The 14634-nt window shown below is 42.3% G+C and carries 19 protein-coding genes; all 19 read right to left on the reverse strand.

The genetic code is table 11. The features are described from left to right. Window positions 1-3: 3 nt before the first annotated feature. Complete coding sequence (gene flhB / locus CUU64_RS08150) at window positions 4-1086, reverse strand: flagellar biosynthesis protein FlhB (RefSeq protein ID WP_101633065.1); 1083 nt, start codon at window positions 1084-1086, stop codon at window positions 4-6. Between the two features lies 1 nt (window position 1087). After that, the gene (fliR, locus tag CUU64_RS08155; protein WP_101633066.1) at window positions 1088-1864 is read right to left on the reverse strand and encodes a flagellar biosynthetic protein FliR; all 777 of its coding nucleotides are present in this window, start codon (window positions 1862-1864) and stop codon (window positions 1088-1090) included. A gap of 3 nt (window positions 1865-1867) precedes the next feature. Then, window positions 1868-2137, reverse strand: coding sequence for a flagellar biosynthesis protein FliQ (gene fliQ, locus CUU64_RS08160; protein WP_101633067.1), 270 nt, complete (start codon window positions 2135-2137; stop codon window positions 1868-1870). A gap of 12 nt (window positions 2138-2149) precedes the next feature. Continuing rightward, window positions 2150-2815, reverse strand: a complete 666-nt coding sequence (gene fliP, locus CUU64_RS08165; RefSeq protein WP_101633068.1) for a flagellar type III secretion system pore protein FliP — start codon at window positions 2813-2815, stop codon at window positions 2150-2152. Then, window positions 2790-3464 carry a flagellar biosynthetic protein FliO gene (fliO, locus tag CUU64_RS08170; RefSeq protein ID WP_101633069.1) on the reverse strand — a complete coding sequence of 225 codons (675 nt, stop codon included), beginning with the start codon at window positions 3462-3464 and terminating at the stop codon, window positions 2790-2792. The genes fliP and fliO overlap by 26 nt, the downstream gene beginning before the upstream one ends. A 21-nt stretch (window positions 3465-3485) precedes the next feature. Further along, the gene (gene cheY, locus CUU64_RS08175) at window positions 3486-3848 is read right to left on the reverse strand and encodes a chemotaxis protein CheY (protein ID WP_101633070.1); all 363 of its coding nucleotides are present in this window, start codon (window positions 3846-3848) and stop codon (window positions 3486-3488) included. Window positions 3849-3868: 20 nt separating this feature from the next. Further along, window positions 3869-5191 carry a flagellar motor switch phosphatase FliY gene (gene fliY / locus CUU64_RS08180; protein ID WP_101633071.1) on the reverse strand — a complete coding sequence of 441 codons (1323 nt, stop codon included), beginning with the start codon at window positions 5189-5191 and terminating at the stop codon, window positions 3869-3871. Then, a complete protein-coding gene (fliM, locus tag CUU64_RS08185; protein ID WP_101633072.1) occupies window positions 5181-6179 on the reverse strand; it encodes a flagellar motor switch protein FliM in 999 nt (332 codons plus the stop codon). Before fliM ends, fliY begins: the two co-directional genes overlap by 11 nt. Window positions 6180-6222: 43 nt before the next feature. Next, window positions 6223-6654, reverse strand: coding sequence for a flagellar basal body-associated protein FliL (gene fliL / locus CUU64_RS08190; protein WP_101633073.1), 432 nt, complete (start codon window positions 6652-6654; stop codon window positions 6223-6225). Then, entirely contained in the window at window positions 6641-6865 is a 225-nt protein-coding gene (locus CUU64_RS08195) for a flagellar FlbD family protein (RefSeq protein ID WP_101633465.1), read from the reverse strand. The genes fliL and CUU64_RS08195 overlap by 14 nt, the downstream gene beginning before the upstream one ends. Before the next feature lie 55 nt (window positions 6866-6920). Further along, window positions 6921-7802, reverse strand: a complete 882-nt coding sequence (flgG, locus tag CUU64_RS08200; protein ID WP_101633466.1) for a flagellar basal body rod protein FlgG — start codon at window positions 7800-7802, stop codon at window positions 6921-6923. 73 nt (window positions 7803-7875) lie between these two features. After that, window positions 7876-8262 carry a TIGR02530 family flagellar biosynthesis protein gene (locus CUU64_RS08205; protein WP_101633074.1) on the reverse strand — a complete coding sequence of 129 codons (387 nt, stop codon included), beginning with the start codon at window positions 8260-8262 and terminating at the stop codon, window positions 7876-7878. 11 nt (window positions 8263-8273) lie between these two features. Further along, entirely contained in the window at window positions 8274-8918 is a 645-nt protein-coding gene (flgD, locus tag CUU64_RS08210) for a flagellar hook assembly protein FlgD (protein ID WP_101633075.1), read from the reverse strand. An 8-nt stretch (window positions 8919-8926) separates the two neighbouring features. Beyond that, window positions 8927-10408: a flagellar hook-length control protein FliK gene (locus CUU64_RS08215; protein ID WP_101633076.1), complete on the reverse strand. Its 1482-nt coding sequence runs from the start codon at window positions 10406-10408 to the stop codon at window positions 8927-8929. 42 nt (window positions 10409-10450) lie between these two features. Then, window positions 10451-11065: a MotE family protein gene (locus tag CUU64_RS08220; protein ID WP_101633077.1), complete on the reverse strand. Its 615-nt coding sequence runs from the start codon at window positions 11063-11065 to the stop codon at window positions 10451-10453. Window positions 11066-11074: 9 nt separating this feature from the next. Next, window positions 11075-11518 (reverse strand): flagellar export protein FliJ, encoded by a 444-nt coding sequence (fliJ, locus tag CUU64_RS08225; RefSeq protein WP_101633467.1) that lies wholly within the window; start codon window positions 11516-11518, stop codon window positions 11075-11077. 4 nt (window positions 11519-11522) lie between these two features. Beyond that, complete coding sequence (gene fliI / locus CUU64_RS08230; RefSeq protein ID WP_101633468.1) at window positions 11523-12842, reverse strand: flagellar protein export ATPase FliI; 1320 nt, start codon at window positions 12840-12842, stop codon at window positions 11523-11525. 3 nt (window positions 12843-12845) lie between these two features. Continuing rightward, a complete protein-coding gene (fliH, locus tag CUU64_RS08235; protein ID WP_180954516.1) occupies window positions 12846-13613 on the reverse strand; it encodes a flagellar assembly protein FliH in 768 nt (255 codons plus the stop codon). Further along, window positions 13606-14625 carry a flagellar motor switch protein FliG gene (gene fliG, locus CUU64_RS08240; protein ID WP_257985463.1) on the reverse strand — a complete coding sequence of 340 codons (1020 nt, stop codon included), beginning with the start codon at window positions 14623-14625 and terminating at the stop codon, window positions 13606-13608. The genes fliH and fliG overlap by 8 nt, the downstream gene beginning before the upstream one ends. Window positions 14626-14634 lie beyond the last annotated feature (9 nt).

Here is a 14634-nt window from a genome sequence, read left to right on the forward strand (position 1 = left end):
TCTTTAAATCTTGCCTTTTGTCTTATATACAAACGCTAATACCTCGGCTACCGCTTTAAAAAATTCCTCAGGAATTACCTGTCCAATCTCCGTCTGGTCATAAAGCGCACGGGCAAGCGGCCTGTTTTCCATCATAACGATATCGTTTTCCTTGGCTACGTACTTGATTTTCTGCGCAACAAAATCTACACCCTTTGCAACGACGTAAGGAGCATCAAATTTCTGCTCATCATACTTTATCGCGATTGCATAATGGGTTGGGTTGGTAATAACGACATCCGCTTTGGGGACTTCCTGCATCATCCGCTGCATGGCCATTTCCCTTTGTTTTTGTTTGATCTTAGATTTAATTAGCGGGTCGCCCTCTATATTTTTATATTCGTCCTTGATATCCTGTTTGGACATCCGAATACTCTTTTCAAAGTCATATTTTTGGTACATATAATCAAGCAATGATAAAAACAATAACGCAGCCGAAGCATACAACCCTACTTTAACGGTTATATCTGCCAATATCGCCATAGCAGCGGCTACACTTTTTTGGGACAACATTAGGATTTCTTCCATGCGCTGCCATATCACAAAAAAAGCAACAAGGCCTACAACAGATATTTTAAGGATTGATTTCAGCAGCTCTACTATAGCCCTCATCGAAAAAATCCTTTTAAAACCTTTGATCGGGTCTATTTTTTCCAGTTTAAATTGTATGGCTTCCGTTGACATCATGAAGCCTGTTTGCATGATGTTTGCCACAACTCCTGCTATTAGCGCAACTGCCATAATAGGCGCCAATATGATGGCGGTCTTCTTCAATATCTCTATAAAAATGGTTTGTACATTTTCTTCTGTAAGTTCTGTAAGCATCGGTCCCTGAAACGATTCTGTAAATAACCCTAAAATCGAATCCTTCAGAAAAGGCCCAATTGCTGTGAAAAGCATAAATACTGCAAGAAGAACGATTGCCGTGTTCACATCCTGGCTTTTTGCAACCTGTCCTTTTTTCCTAGCATCCTGCCGTTTCTTAGGTGTGGCTTTTTCTGTTTTTTCACCGGAGAAGAATTGAAGATCAAGTTGTAAAAGGTTCATTCTATGTTCCTCCGACTAGCTCCATTAACCCCCTCATCGTGACGATCAGGTAATCAAACAACTGTCCTACGACAGCCATCATCATGCCCATTACGATAATCAGGACTACGAAACTGACAAAAATTTTTACCGGCATCCCAACAACGAAAATATTTAACTGCGGTACCGTTCTAGCCACAATCCCCAACGCGATATCGACTATAAACAAACTTCCAACAACAGGAAGTGACATTTGAAAAGCAATGATAAAAGCCTGGTTAAACGCTTTGACGACAAATTCCAGCATATCTTCGTTCCCGAAGGAAATCCAGGCCTTATCGATCGGGATGAATTGATAGGAATAAAAGATTCCGTCCAACAATAAATGGTGCCCGTTTGCGCTAAGTAAAAATAACAGTGAAATTGTATATAGATACTGTCCCATAAGCGGGCTCTGGGCCCCTGTTTGGGGGTCAATGACATTAGCAATGGCAAATCCCGTCTGAAAATCTATTAAACCTCCGGCTATTTGGATAGCGGATAGGATCATATACGCTACAAAACCGATAAGCAAACCTACAAGAGCTTCCTTCATGATCAACAAATAATATGCTCCATCAATCTCTAATACAGGCGCATCTATCGTGTAATACATGATCCACGCCAGGAAGAAGCTAATGCCTATCCGATGGGTTGTCGGAATTGTCCGGTATGAAAAAATCGGCATTGTCACAAAAAAGGAGGCCACACGTACAAATACCAATAAAAAAGCAGGAAACTGCGGGATGATTTCTTTCATGGCCTAACCTACAAATCTATTTAAATTGTTGAAAATTTCACTTGCATATGAAAGCATATGTGACAGCATCCATGGACCAAGAAGGATGATCCCGAGGAGAACGGCGACTATTTTCGGAACGAACGCCAGGGTCTGTTCTTGAATTTGCGTCGTCGCTTGAAAGATACTAATCAATAACCCTACACCGAGCGCAATTATAAGCACAGGGCCACATACGATCAAAACGGTGTATATTCCACGTTCAGCAACCTGTATAACAAAATCAGGACTCATTTTTTCACCTGCTTAAAAACTCTGTAATAAAGATTTCACAACTAAATACCATCCGTCCACCAATACAAACAGCAGGATTTTGAATGGAAGGGAGATCATGACCGGCGGAAGCATCATCATCCCCATCGACATAAGCACGCTTGCAACGATCATATCAATAACCAGAAACGGAATAAAAATCATGAAGCCTATTTGAAACGCCGTCTTGATTTCACTTATGGCAAAAGCCGGCACAAGGGCTGTCAGGGGAATGTCCTGGATGCTCTTTGGCTTTTCGATTTTGGCATAATCCAAAAACAAGGCAAGATCTTTTTGACGCGTATTTGCGCTCATAAACTCTTTAAAGGGACCTGATGCCCGATCGTAAGCCTCATCCAAATCTATTTTCTCCTCAAACAAAGGAGTAAGGGCTTGTTTATTAACCTCTTGGAAAGTCGGCGCCATTACGAAAAAGGTCATAAATAACGCAAGTCCCACTATTACCTGATTCGGGGGCATCTGCTGGGTTCCCAAAGAAGTCCGAACAAACCCGAGTACAATCACAATCCTTGTAAAACACGTCATCAATATCAAAATGCTTGGCGCAAGTGATAAAACGGTAAGCATTAAAAGAAGCTTGACGGAAGTAGAGACATTTGAAGGATCACTTGTGTTAAATATCTCCATGAATTCGTTCATTTCTGTCTCTCTCCTCTTCTTCCAGCTCTTCCATCACCTTTTTCCTGTTTTTCGATAATTCTTCCAACTGATCTTTCAGCTGTTTTGAAAAACCCGGAGTTACAGGAGCAGTCGCTTGAATGCTTTTCTTGAATTTCGACATGATATTGCTTGGCTGTACCAAAAGGTCCATTTTGTCATTGTGTTCTTGAAGGAGGGCCTGGTACTCTTCCTTATCATTTATTTCTTTTAATAGTTGGATCGATTCTCCCACACCCAACACCAGTATGGAGTTTCCTACTTTAATCAGCTGGACAGACCGGTTCGAACCAAGGCTTGTCCCGCCAACATTTTCAATATGGTTGGCTTTTTGGTATGCCTTGCTTTTTTTATTAATGAACTTTAGGGTGACATAAAGGAGTGCAATTACAAAAATCAAAGCAAAAACCATCCGAAGGAAATCCCAAAAAGAAAGGTCAGTGCTTGTTGCTGTATTTTGTTCTTCCTTGCTTTCGGACCCAGTATCTTTGTCTTTTTGACTGTCTGGCTGTTCGTAAAAATCCTTTACACTGCCATCAAGGCTTTCTGCTTTAGCCACTAGCCCTGTAAAGCCGGCCTGTATAATAGAAATAACCAGGATAATCTGCAATATTTTTTTTATAGAAAGCAAGATGTTTACACCCTCGTTCTCTTAACCTAGCGTTTTGTTGATGGCTTCTAGAACCCGGTCCGCCTGGAATGGCTTTACAATGAAATCGCGGGCACCAGCCTGGATTGCATCGATTACCATTGCCTGCTGACCCATTGCTGAACACATGATGACTTTAGCGTTAGGATTGATCTTTTTTATCTCCTTAAGCGCAGCTATGCCATCCATTTCGGGCATAGTGATATCCATCGTTACCAGGTCTGGCTGTGTTTCCTTATATTTTTCAACCGCCTGTGCACCATCGGCTGCTTCCCCTACAACATCAAATCCATTCTTAGATAAAATATCCTTGATCATCATTCGCATAAATGCTGCATCGTCTACAATTAAAATTTTATGTGCCATTTTAAATAACCCCCAATTTATTATCTTAATTTTTTTAGTCTATCTGTTTGGCTGACAATATCTGTTACACGAACACCAAAGTTTTCATCAATGACGACAACTTCACCTTTTGCAATCAACCGATTATTGACAAGGATGTCAACCGGCTCCCCTGCAAGCTTGTCAAGCTCGATAATCGATCCCGAGGAAAGCTCCAGTATCTCTTTTACAGACCGTTTTGTCCGTCCTAGTTCCACTGTCACCTGAAGAGGGATATCCATGAGCATACTTAAATTCTTTGTTTCGGATTCCTGGAGCTGATACGGCTCAAAATTTGTAAAGCTTGCCGGCTGGACATTAATAGGCTGTCCCGGCGGTGCGTATTGGGCCCCAAAATGCTGGGGTGGGTTCTGATAAGGAACTTGCTGTGGCCAGCCTTGGGCTGCCTGTCCATATCCTGCCTGATATTGATTCCCATATTGATCGTAAGACGGAGCCTGTGCGTATCCTGGTGTTCCCTGTGGCATATTCCATTGATCGTGAACAGGTTGCGGTGGAGCAGATTGCTGTGGGATCGCTTCCTGCTGAGCCATTTCCTGATATGTAGGTGCAGGACTTTCACCTGTGCTTGTTACACCATCCGCATATTCGGCACTGTTCGAGGACGTCTCGTTTGCTGCCGTAGGATTCAATAACTCATTCACAAGGTCTTTTGCAAAATGAAGCGGCAATAATTGCATGATGCTTGAATCGATTAAGTCGCCCACCCGAAGCCTGAATGATATTTTTGCCAATAAGTCTTCTTGCGGAATTGTGTCTTCTCCTTGGCCTTCTTCTACATTTAATAAGTCAATGCTCGGCGGGGAGATATCCACCTTTTTATTAAAAATAGTCGACATGGATGTCGCTGCGGAGCCCATCATTTGGTTCATCGCTTCCTGGACCGCACTAAGCTGAATTTCCCCAAGAAGCTCTGCCGGATTCACTCCATCGCCTCCAAGCATCAGGTCCGCTATGATCGCAGCGTCACTTTGCTGGATCACAAGCAGATTCTCGCCGGAAAACCCCTCTGTATAATTCACCTGGATTGCTACATAAGGATGAGGAAATTCCTGCTGAAGCATCCTTCTTTCTATTAAAGTAACTGTAGGCGTTGTAATGTCCACCTTTTGATTCAATAATGTTGACAAAGCGGTTGCTGAGCTTCCAAAGGAGATATTGCCAATTTCGCCGAGCGCATCCTGTTCCATTGAAGATAAATATTCTTCAACCAGGGGAGAAGCTGCCTTTTCATCAGAAGTATCGGCAGTGCCTCTTAAAAGCGCATCAATTTCATCCTGTGAAAGCATTTCATCACTTACCATCTTCGTCTCCCCCCTTCAAAGTATCTAGAATTTGGACGGCCAATTTTTTTCCTGCCTGGCCAGGCTGTGCCAAAAACTTCGGCACTTCACCGACTTTAACTGTTAAAGGATAATCAATTCCTTGGTTCAACTCAATGACATCCCCTACATCAAGCAAGAGAAAGTCTTGGATAGAAATGCCTGTAGACCCGAGTTCCGTAATCAGTGGTATATCAGCCCTTTTCACCCTTTTTTCCAGGGATTCAATTTCATCGGGGCTTCTCTCTTTTTTAGAAGTTTGCATCCAGTAATGGACAGAAAGCTTCGGAATAATAGGTTCCAAAACAACATGCGGGATGCAGATATTGATCATGCCAGTTGTATCCCCAATTTGGGTATTAAGTGAGATGACTACCACTGTTTCATTTGGCGAAACCATTTGCAAAAATTGCGGGTTCACTTCAAAATCAGTCAAAATTGGGTCAATATCGGCAACAGTCGACCAGGCCTCCTGTAAATTTTCAAATCCCTTTTCAAAAAGGTTCGACATTATCTTCGTCTCAATTTCGGTCAAATTTTCCACCTTGTTTACGCTCACGCCTTTTCCGCCAAGAACCCTATCCATCATGGCATACGCGATGTTTGGGTTGACCTCCATTAAAATCCTGCCTTCTAAAGGCGGAACTTCAAACACATTCAAGATCGTCATCTTTGGGATCGAACGGATAAATTCTTCATAAGGGAGCTGGTCTGCTGAAGCAACCGTTATTTGAATATATGTCCTCAGCTGTGCCGAGAAATAAGTTGTTAAGAGCCGTGCGAAATTTTCATGAATCCTTGTTAAACTTCTGATTTGATCTTTTGAAAAGCGCAATGCCCTCTTAAAATCATAAACTTTTACTTTTTTCTCTGTTTCTTCTTTTTTTAGCTCATCAGCGTCCATTTCACCTGTTGACAGAGCGGAAAGAAGGGCATCAATTTCACTTTGTGATAAAACTTCTCCAGACAATAGCCATCACCTCCCCTGTTTTTTGTCTCAGAAGTGTATTCTTTTATTGAAGGATCGAGGAGGTAATATACACCTTTTCAACTTTTCCTTCCTGCATAAGTTTGTTTACATTGGCCTCTATTTTTTCTTGGAACTGCTCTTTACCGGCTTTACCTTTTAACTGCTCTGATTTGGTCTCGGATAGCTCAGTAATGATAATGTTCTTTACCTGGAAGCTTCTTTGCTCCAGCTCTTTTTTTGCTTTTTTGTTATCACCCTGAATCGTAAACGAAATCTTTATAAAATCACCGCTAGCCAAATTGGTGGTTATTTCAGGAACTTCTACGGAAGCTTCTACTATTTCTTTTGCCGATGGCTCTTTTTCGGCCGCAGCGTCACCTGAAAATTTGGTTATTACTACTAGTGCAATAACTCCGACAAGCGTTATCGAGACTAGCATGATAACCATGATCATAACGAGTTTATTTTTCATCATCATTCTCCTCCCCATTATCACGAAGACCAAGAACGTTTATACTACGGTAAAAACGAATAATAGATTGAATGATTTCTTCTTCTTTTTCACTTACGACGATTTTTTTACCGTTAGTGAATGTGATTGTCGTATCAGGAAGAGACTCTACCATTTCAATAAACAAAGCATTTATGGTGAAACTTTTACCGTTCAATTTAGTAACCTTGATCAATAAAATCAGGAGCTGGGGCATAAGAATTAGCCCCAGGCTCCTTCCCTCCCTTAAATTATCGTTTTAAGTTTACTAGTTCTTGCAGGATCTCATCCGATGTTGTAATAATACGGGTGTTCGCCTGGAAACCACGCTGGGCTGTGATCATTTCGGTGAACTCCTCGGATAGGTCGACGTTGGACATTTCAAGTTGGCCTGAGATTACTGAACCGGCACCATACGCTTGAGGTTTTGCAATATAGGCTTGTTCAGCCGCATCTGTCGTTTTGACTGTAGTTAAATTATTAATTGTACCCGAGTTTGTACTTTGCTGGTACAAGTTGTCTGCTACTTTTTCAAGTCCCTCTGGATTGGAAAATTTAGCAATAACTATTTGCCCTGCTTCATTAAGCTCGCCATCTCTTACATATGTTACTATCCCTGTCGGACCAATTGAGATGCTTCCCGCATCCGATGGAATTTTGATTTTATCAATGGCAGTGCCACCAACTGTTGCCGGATTTCCGGCTGACTTAACGCCTTGGACAAACAATCCATCAGCATTTACCAAGTTGCCTTCTTGATCCAAATAAAAGTTTCCTGCCCTTGTAAAAGAGGTTTTACCACCTTCCGCTCCATCATTTAACACAAAGTACCCGTCTCCGGCAACTCTTACGTCCAGTATGCGGCTTGTTGTTTGAGCAGAACCCTCCGAATGGAGTGTGTCAATTGAAACTAAACTGGCACCTAGTCCTACCTGCTTTGGATTGGTACCGCCTCTACCTTCTGCTGTTGGTGCAGCCGCACCCGCAACTGTTTGACTGATCATATCTTTAAACAGCACACGACCTTTTTTAAACCCATAAGTGTTTACGTTGGCAATATTATTGCCGATAACATCCAGTTTCGTTTGAAAGTTTTTCATTCCGCTGATTCCTGAGTACATTGAACGTAGCATTTTTCTTTCTCCTTTCGATTTGGCTGCTTCTGTCATTCCGCAAGCCACGGCTTCCTTTAAAAGGTCCAGCCTCTTAATCTAGTATGATTGTTCCATTGATATTGGTGAAAATTTGCGATGAAGCTTCTTCACGGTCCATGGCTGTAATTACCGTGTTGTTTTTTGCGCTCACTACCAGGGCTGCCTCTTGTGTGAGAACAAGTGAATCTCTTACTCCCATTTTTTTTGCTTCTTGAACCTTTTCTCCAATTCGAGCCCAGGTGCTGGAGTCAATATTAATATTTCGTTGTTCTAAGCGGATTTGAGCGTGCTTGCTTACAACCAACTTTTTTGCCGTTTCATTAACAGCCGACTGTAATTCCTGAGAAAATCCACGCGTAACCGGGTTTTTTGGCTTTATATTTCTTGAAGCGGGATGAATAGGATGATTGGTTATCGGCCGAAACACTGGCTTTTCCATTTACCCACTCCTTACAAGCCTGTAATTTTAATAATTTGATCGGAGGAAATTTTCGTAGCATTTTCATCATCCAATTCAAACTGTGTTTTACCGTTTTTCATTGCAACAGATTTAACGATTGCCATAACTTCCTCTTTGTCCTCATTTAACCAACTGACTTTCTTCCCAATCAGTTCGCTAGCAGAAATAATGCTGTTAGACGGGCCGGGCTGGTTAACCTGTGAAATATTACCGGGCTCCAGTTTTGTACCATCCTCCAGTATTAGGAAAACGCTATCGTCTTTAAATTCGATAGATGTAACCATTCCGGTACCATTTTCTACATTCGGCTGGGCATTTGGATCTTCACTCGGCACCATTTTATGCCATGTAACATTTTTTCCGACAAATTGGTTGTAGGAAATCAGCTTGTTCTGCTGTTCCATTTGGACAAATTTATCGATGCTCTTTCCCATATTTGTAATTTGCTCGAGCGTCGAGAACGTCGCCATTTGCGCAATAAAATCCTTATCCTGCATAGGATTTAGCGGATCCTGGTTTTGGAGTTGCGTCATTAGTATTTTCAAAAAGTCATCCTTGCCTAAAACATCACTTCCGGTTTTTCGCTGTGTTGCCTGATAGCTGGATAACAATAGTGATGTATCGATATTAGCCATGTTTTCACCTACACTTTCGCATTCAGCAATGCTGCTTCAAGGTCTTCCGTAAATTCTGCCTCCGATTGCTCCTGGCTGGTTTCCTGTTGATTTTTTCCTCTATCCTGCTGCTCGGATCCATCAGAATCCCTCTGCAAAAATCTGTCTTGGGTAAACGAGTTCAATGTCTGGGACACTTCTATTTTTTCCACTTGAAGATTTTGGCCATTGAATGCATGTTTCAAGCCCTGGAGCTGTGACTCCAATAATTCCTTTGCTTTCGCACTGGTTGCCATAATCTTTGCAGTCAGAATCGCATCCTTTTGGATTATTTCTATCCTTAAAGATCCAAGATGCTCTGGATTAAGCTTGATAAATAGCTTTTGCATCCCATTCCCATTTGCAAAATTTGCTTTTGACAAAATATTTTCAAATGCTTTGATAAATTGTTCTTGATTAACTGGCTGGCCGGATTTTTCTACAGAAAGGACAAATTGTTCAAGCTTTGATATCTGGAAAAACTGGGGTTGCGATTGATTGATATCCAGTTGTTTCATATTGGCAGCTTCACTCACTGCGTTCTTCCCTACAGACGAATTAGCTGAATTAAAATCCTTTGCCATCCGCTCATATACCCCTTTTAGCAAGGCGATATTTTGCGTGGTGTCATTACCGGTTAACCTTGAAAAAGCCGTTCCTCTGCTATTGTTCTGCGCATCAGCATCCAAGATTTGTTTGAATTTCTCCGCTACTTGCTGTAATAGATTTTTCATTTCCTTAGCCATAACACCTTCTTCGGAAGACAAATCTTTATATGCGGATAAAAGCTCTTGAATCTTGGCAAATTTCAATACATTTGAAGCTGTATTCAGGTCTACTTGCAAAAGCTGTTCCTCGTTCATGCCTGCCAATGCCTTGATAATTGAGATTAGATCCATTGACCCAAAAGACATGAAAGCTAGATCTCCTGTTATTTCATCATGGGTTTCTTTTAAATGACCTGACTCTTTTAATGAATCTATTAGCTTGTTGAGAAGCTTTTCATCTATTATATTGCCGTTTAACTTACCGGTAGAGCTTAGTCCAAGAAATCCAGCCAATACACCCGAATCGGAAGATGGAAATAGCTTTTCCAATTCTTCTAACAGCTTAGTTTGCTCGGTTGATAGCTTATTCAGCAGTGTTTCATCCATCACATTTGCATTTAATAATGCATCGGCTAGATTTTGCACATCCATTCCCTCAAGCATCATTTCCTTACCTAAGCCGTCAACACCATCTAATTCACTCAAATTTCCGACTTGCAGAAACTGTACCAATTGCTGCAACAGATCAGTCTGCTCAGTTGAAAGTCCGGTCGATTCACTGTTGGTTGGCAAATTGCCCTTAGATAATGCCGATAGCACAGCTCCAAAACCTGTACCTTTGCCGTTAGTGCCTATTGTTACAGGATTTCCTGAAGAAGTTGTGCTGGACATGGACAGTCTGGGTAACTGTATTCCTGCATTCATAATTTCACCTCCCTTCAAAGTTGTAGGTCCCTCAATAAATATCTAATTTTCTTGTGTTGAACTTTCAGCAAGCTTATTCGTAAGCCTGGCAGCATCCTCCGGCTCCATCTGTTCCATAATGCCAGCCAAAGTATCCGCTTTGATACTTGATAAAATCTTAACGGCTTCGTCATCTCCAAGCTTTGTAATGATAGGAGCAGCCTTTTTTGCTGACATCGTTTCGTAAGTTCGGATGATTTCATTAAAAGCCTGTTTGCTGTCATCCTGGCTGCCCTGCAGTTCATCTATTTGCTTTTGCAGTTGTTCTTTCTCCAGTTCATTTCGCTCGATCGTTTGATCACGGCTATCAACCATTTCTTCGAGTTTCATGATTTCGTCTTGGTTTTTGTCGATTTCCGCCTCAAGCTCCGTTAGTTTTTTTTCGTATTGAACAGTCGATTCGGCCTTTCCTTTTTCGTTGTCCCCTTTATTTACCATGCTAGAAACAAAAGGAAGTTTCTCTCCAATTTTTTTCCCCTCATCCAATACATTAACACCGGCAACTGTCAAGACGATCAGAACTATTGCAATTGTGAATATAAGAGGGATAAGCACGACAAAAATAAACCACTGAAATCGGTTGTATTCTTTTTCTTCATTTTCGCTTGGTTTTTCCATTGTATTCACCTAGTTTTCCTTGCTCAGGAATTGCTGTATCGAAATTTCATCCATCATTTTATTTTCCGCTTCCTTAATGCCTTCGAGGAATCTTTGAAAATCACGTTCTCTGATTTTTTGGTACTTTTTCACTTCGATATTTCGTTCCATCAATTTATCTTGATGTAGGTTCATTCTTTGCCGAGCTTCAATTACAGATTTTTGACAATGCTCGATAATTTTTTCAAGGTTGTCCATGAACAGCTGATTGTGTCTGATTTCCTGAACCGTTAGCCCTTTCTGAAGCTGTTCCTGCTGGTAAGCAAGAAGGTCTTCCTTCTTTTTTAAAAGTTTATAAAGCTTCTCAGCAACCACTTCAAACGTCTTAACCGCCTCATTATATTTGGAAAGGGCATCGTTCTTCTCTTTTTCTTTGATGGTGAGAATTTTTTCGAATTTATATTGGTAGATCATCATGCTATTCTCCCTTTTCCATCAATTGAATAAGCTTAAAAGTACTTTCGTCCTTGGTCATCTTTTCATGAGTGCCTTGCTTAAGAAATGAAATAATCTGCGGCTGCATTTTGATGGCATGGTCAATTTCACTCGAAGAACCCCTTTTATATGCCCCGATATTAATTAAATCTTCCGATTCAATATAGGTTGAGAGTGTTGCCCTTAACCTCTCAGCTGAACTTTTGTGCGCGTCATCCGCAATATTGTTCATAACCCTGCTAATGCTTTTCAGCACGTTTATTGCTGGAAATTGGCCTTTATTCGCAAGCTGCCTGTCCAGGATAAAGTGGCCGTCCAAGATTCCCCGTACCGTATCGGCGATTGGCTCGTTCATATCGTCACCATCCACAAGCACCGTGTAAAAGGCTGTTATCGTACCGGAAACGTTGGTGCCTGTCCGTTCAAGAAGCCTTGGCAGAATTGAAAAAACGGAAGGTGTATAGCCTTTTGTAGTCGGCGGTTCCCCTACTGCGAGCCCGATCTCGCGCTGGGCCATCGCAACCCTTGTAACGGAATCCATCATAAGCATGACGTTAAGGCCCTTATCGCGAAAATATTCTGCTATGGCAGTGGCAGTCATGGCTCCTTTTATTCTCATAAGCGCGGGCTGATCTGAAGTGGCTACAACGACAATCGACTTTGCTAATCCTTCAGGCCCGAGGTCTTTTTCAATAAATTCCCGTACTTCCCTGCCCCGTTCGCCAATCAGGCCAATGACATTCAAATCTGCCGACGTGTTCCTTGCAACCATTCCCAGAAGTGTACTCTTTCCCACACCGCTCCCTGCAAAAATTCCTACACGCTGTCCTTTACCGACCGTAAGTAAACTGTCTATCATCCTTACTCCTACATCTATTGGTTCATCGATCGGAGGCCTTTGCATAGGATTGGGCGGATCCTGCTCGGTTGATACGGAAGCCAAGCCTTTAGGCAAGGGCGAACCATCGAGTGGATATCCGAGGGAATCGACAACATTCCCGATCAAGCCTGTTCCAACCTTAATTTCCAGGGAACGGCCGGTTGCTTCAACCAGGCATCCTGGAGAAATTTCACTCACTGCCGTATAGGGCATGAGAATGACCATTTCATCCCTAAAGCCGACAACCTCTGCCCGGATCTTTCTTTTCTTGTTTTTTGTACCGGCATGAATATAGCAAACGTCTCCGACAGAGCTTTCAGGACCCTGCGACTCAATCATTAGCCCGACTACCCTTTTGACTCTTCCGTAATGTTTTAAGGTTTCAATATCATCAATGAGCGGCAAGAGCTCTGCTGCCTTCATCATTTACTCCCCTTCCAGCAATTCAACAAGTTTTTGCTTGATTTCATCCAGTTGGCTGTCAACACCGGCGTCTATTCGCCCATGCGCTGATTCAATCACGCAGCCTGCCGCAGGCAAATCCTGATCTGGATAAATATACAGCCCCGCTTCTTTAGGAAATATTGTCATCAATTCTTCCTTCTGCGAAAGAATGTATTCATAATAGTCAGGGTGGACATGAAGCTGCACATCCAGATAATCCTTTGTCTCTTTTATCGCCTGTTTCACTAGCGTTAGGTAAGTTTCTTTGGAATCCTGTAACTCTTTTCCGATGATCCGCTCGGCCACTTTAATCCCTAGCTCCAGAATCGTGCGTTCAGATTCTTCGATATGTGATTCATAATCAATTTTTGAAGCGAAAACGATTTGTTTTGCATGCTCAAGAGTTTCGGACCATTGTTCATAGCCCTTTTCCCTTCCGGTTTCCATTCCTTCGTGGAAACCCTGTTCGCGGGCTTCCTGCACAATTTGCGGTTTCTCTACTTCATCAAATTGCTTACGGCTTAATTCTGCCTGTTTGATAATTCTCTCTGCTTTTTGCCTTGCTTCCCTGATTATGGCTTCTGCATCATCATGCGCCTTTTCTTTTAGCAGTTGGGCATCAGTTGCTTGAAAAACAGGAGGTGCCTCAGGATTGCTGTCTTGAAAAAAATATTCCAAACTCCTGATTTTGATTGTTTTATTTGCATTGTCGTCTCGGTTTGCATATTGGGATTTGATAATCCTAGACAATGATATCATCTCCTCCGCCGCGGGCGATTACGATTTCACCTGACTCTTCTAACCGGCGTATGACTGCAACAATCCGGGATTGAGCCTCTTCCACATCACGAAGACGGACAGGTCCCATATATTCCATTTCCTCAAGAAACGTGTCTACCATACGTTTAGACATATTCTTAAAGACAATTTCTTTGACCTCCTCACTGGCAACCTTGAGTGCTAGTTTAAGGTCTTCATTGTCAGAATCACGGATAACGCGCTGAATGGCACGCCCATCAAGAGTAACAATGTCCTCAAAGACAAACATCCGTTTTTTGATTTCTTCCGCCAATTCAGGATCCTGGATTTCCAAGGAATCGAGAATTGTACGTTCCGTTGAGCGGTCCACCCCATTAAGGACATCTACCACAGCCTCAATTCCGCCTGTTTGTGTATAATCCTGGGTTACGGTTGCAGAAAGCTTCCGTTCAAGAATTTGTTCGACTTCATTGATGATCTCCGGGGAAGTGCTGTCCATAATCGCTATTCTTCTTGCTATATCCGCCTGCACATCCTGCGGCAATTCGGAAAGGATCTGTCCTGCCTGCGCAGGGTCCAGGTACGATAAAATTAAAGCTATTGTTTGCGGATGTTCATTTTGGATAAAGTTAAGGATCTGACCTGGTTCAGCCTTTCTGGCAAAATCGAAAGGCCTCACCTGCAGGGATGAAGTCAGACGGTTGATGATTGCCGCAGCCTGGTCAGTCCCAAGAGCCTTCTCTAATACTTGCTTGGCATAGCCGATCCCGCCCTGTGTAATATAATCCTGTGCTAGTGCAATATTATGGAATTCTTCCAGCACTTCTTCCTTTTCAGCAGAATCCACTTTCCGGACGCCTGAAATTTCTAGTGTAAGCCTTTCAATCTCTTCCTCTGAAAGATGTTTATAAACAGAAGCAGAGACGTCCGGGCCGAGTGAAATGAGCAGAATGGCTGCCTTTTGTTTTCCTGTTAGCCCGCCTTTTTTCTTTCTGTCTGTCAACTTCATTCC

It is taken from the genome of Bacillus sp. V5-8f (genome assembly GCF_002863565.1).
GTDB lineage: Bacteria > Bacillota > Bacilli > Bacillales > DSM-1321 > Peribacillus.

Coding starts and splice junctions, on each gene's coding strand:
- flhB (WP_101633065.1), bottom strand. CDS start 1,086: ATGAACCTTTTACAACTTGATCTTCAATTCTTCTCCGGTGAAAAAACA.
- fliR (WP_101633066.1), bottom strand. CDS start 1,864: ATGAAAGAAATCATCCCGCAGTTTCCTGCTTTTTTATTGGTATTTGTA.
- fliQ (WP_101633067.1), bottom strand. CDS start 2,137: ATGAGTCCTGATTTTGTTATACAGGTTGCTGAACGTGGAATATACACC.
- fliP (WP_101633068.1), bottom strand. CDS start 2,815: ATGAACGAATTCATGGAGATATTTAACACAAGTGATCCTTCAAATGTC.
- cheY (WP_101633070.1), bottom strand. CDS start 3,848: ATGGCACATAAAATTTTAATTGTAGACGATGCAGCATTTATGCGAATG.
- fliY (WP_101633071.1), bottom strand. CDS start 5,191: ATGGTAAGTGATGAAATGCTTTCACAGGATGAAATTGATGCGCTTTTA.
- fliL (WP_101633073.1), bottom strand. CDS start 6,654: ATGATGAAAAATAAACTCGTTATGATCATGGTTATCATGCTAGTCTCG.
- flgG (WP_101633466.1), bottom strand. CDS start 7,802: ATGCTACGTTCAATGTACTCAGGAATCAGCGGAATGAAAAACTTTCAA.
- CUU64_RS08205 (WP_101633074.1), bottom strand. CDS start 8,262: ATGGAAAAGCCAGTGTTTCGGCCGATAACCAATCATCCTATTCATCCC.
- flgD (WP_101633075.1), bottom strand. CDS start 8,918: ATGGCTAATATCGATACATCACTATTGTTATCCAGCTATCAGGCAACA.
- CUU64_RS08215 (WP_101633076.1), bottom strand. CDS start 10,408: ATGAATGCAGGAATACAGTTACCCAGACTGTCCATGTCCAGCACAACT.
- CUU64_RS08220 (WP_101633077.1), bottom strand. CDS start 11,065: ATGGAAAAACCAAGCGAAAATGAAGAAAAAGAATACAACCGATTTCAG.
- fliJ (WP_101633467.1), bottom strand. CDS start 11,518: ATGATCTACCAATATAAATTCGAAAAAATTCTCACCATCAAAGAAAAA.
- fliI (WP_101633468.1), bottom strand. CDS start 12,842: ATGAAGGCAGCAGAGCTCTTGCCGCTCATTGATGATATTGAAACCTTA.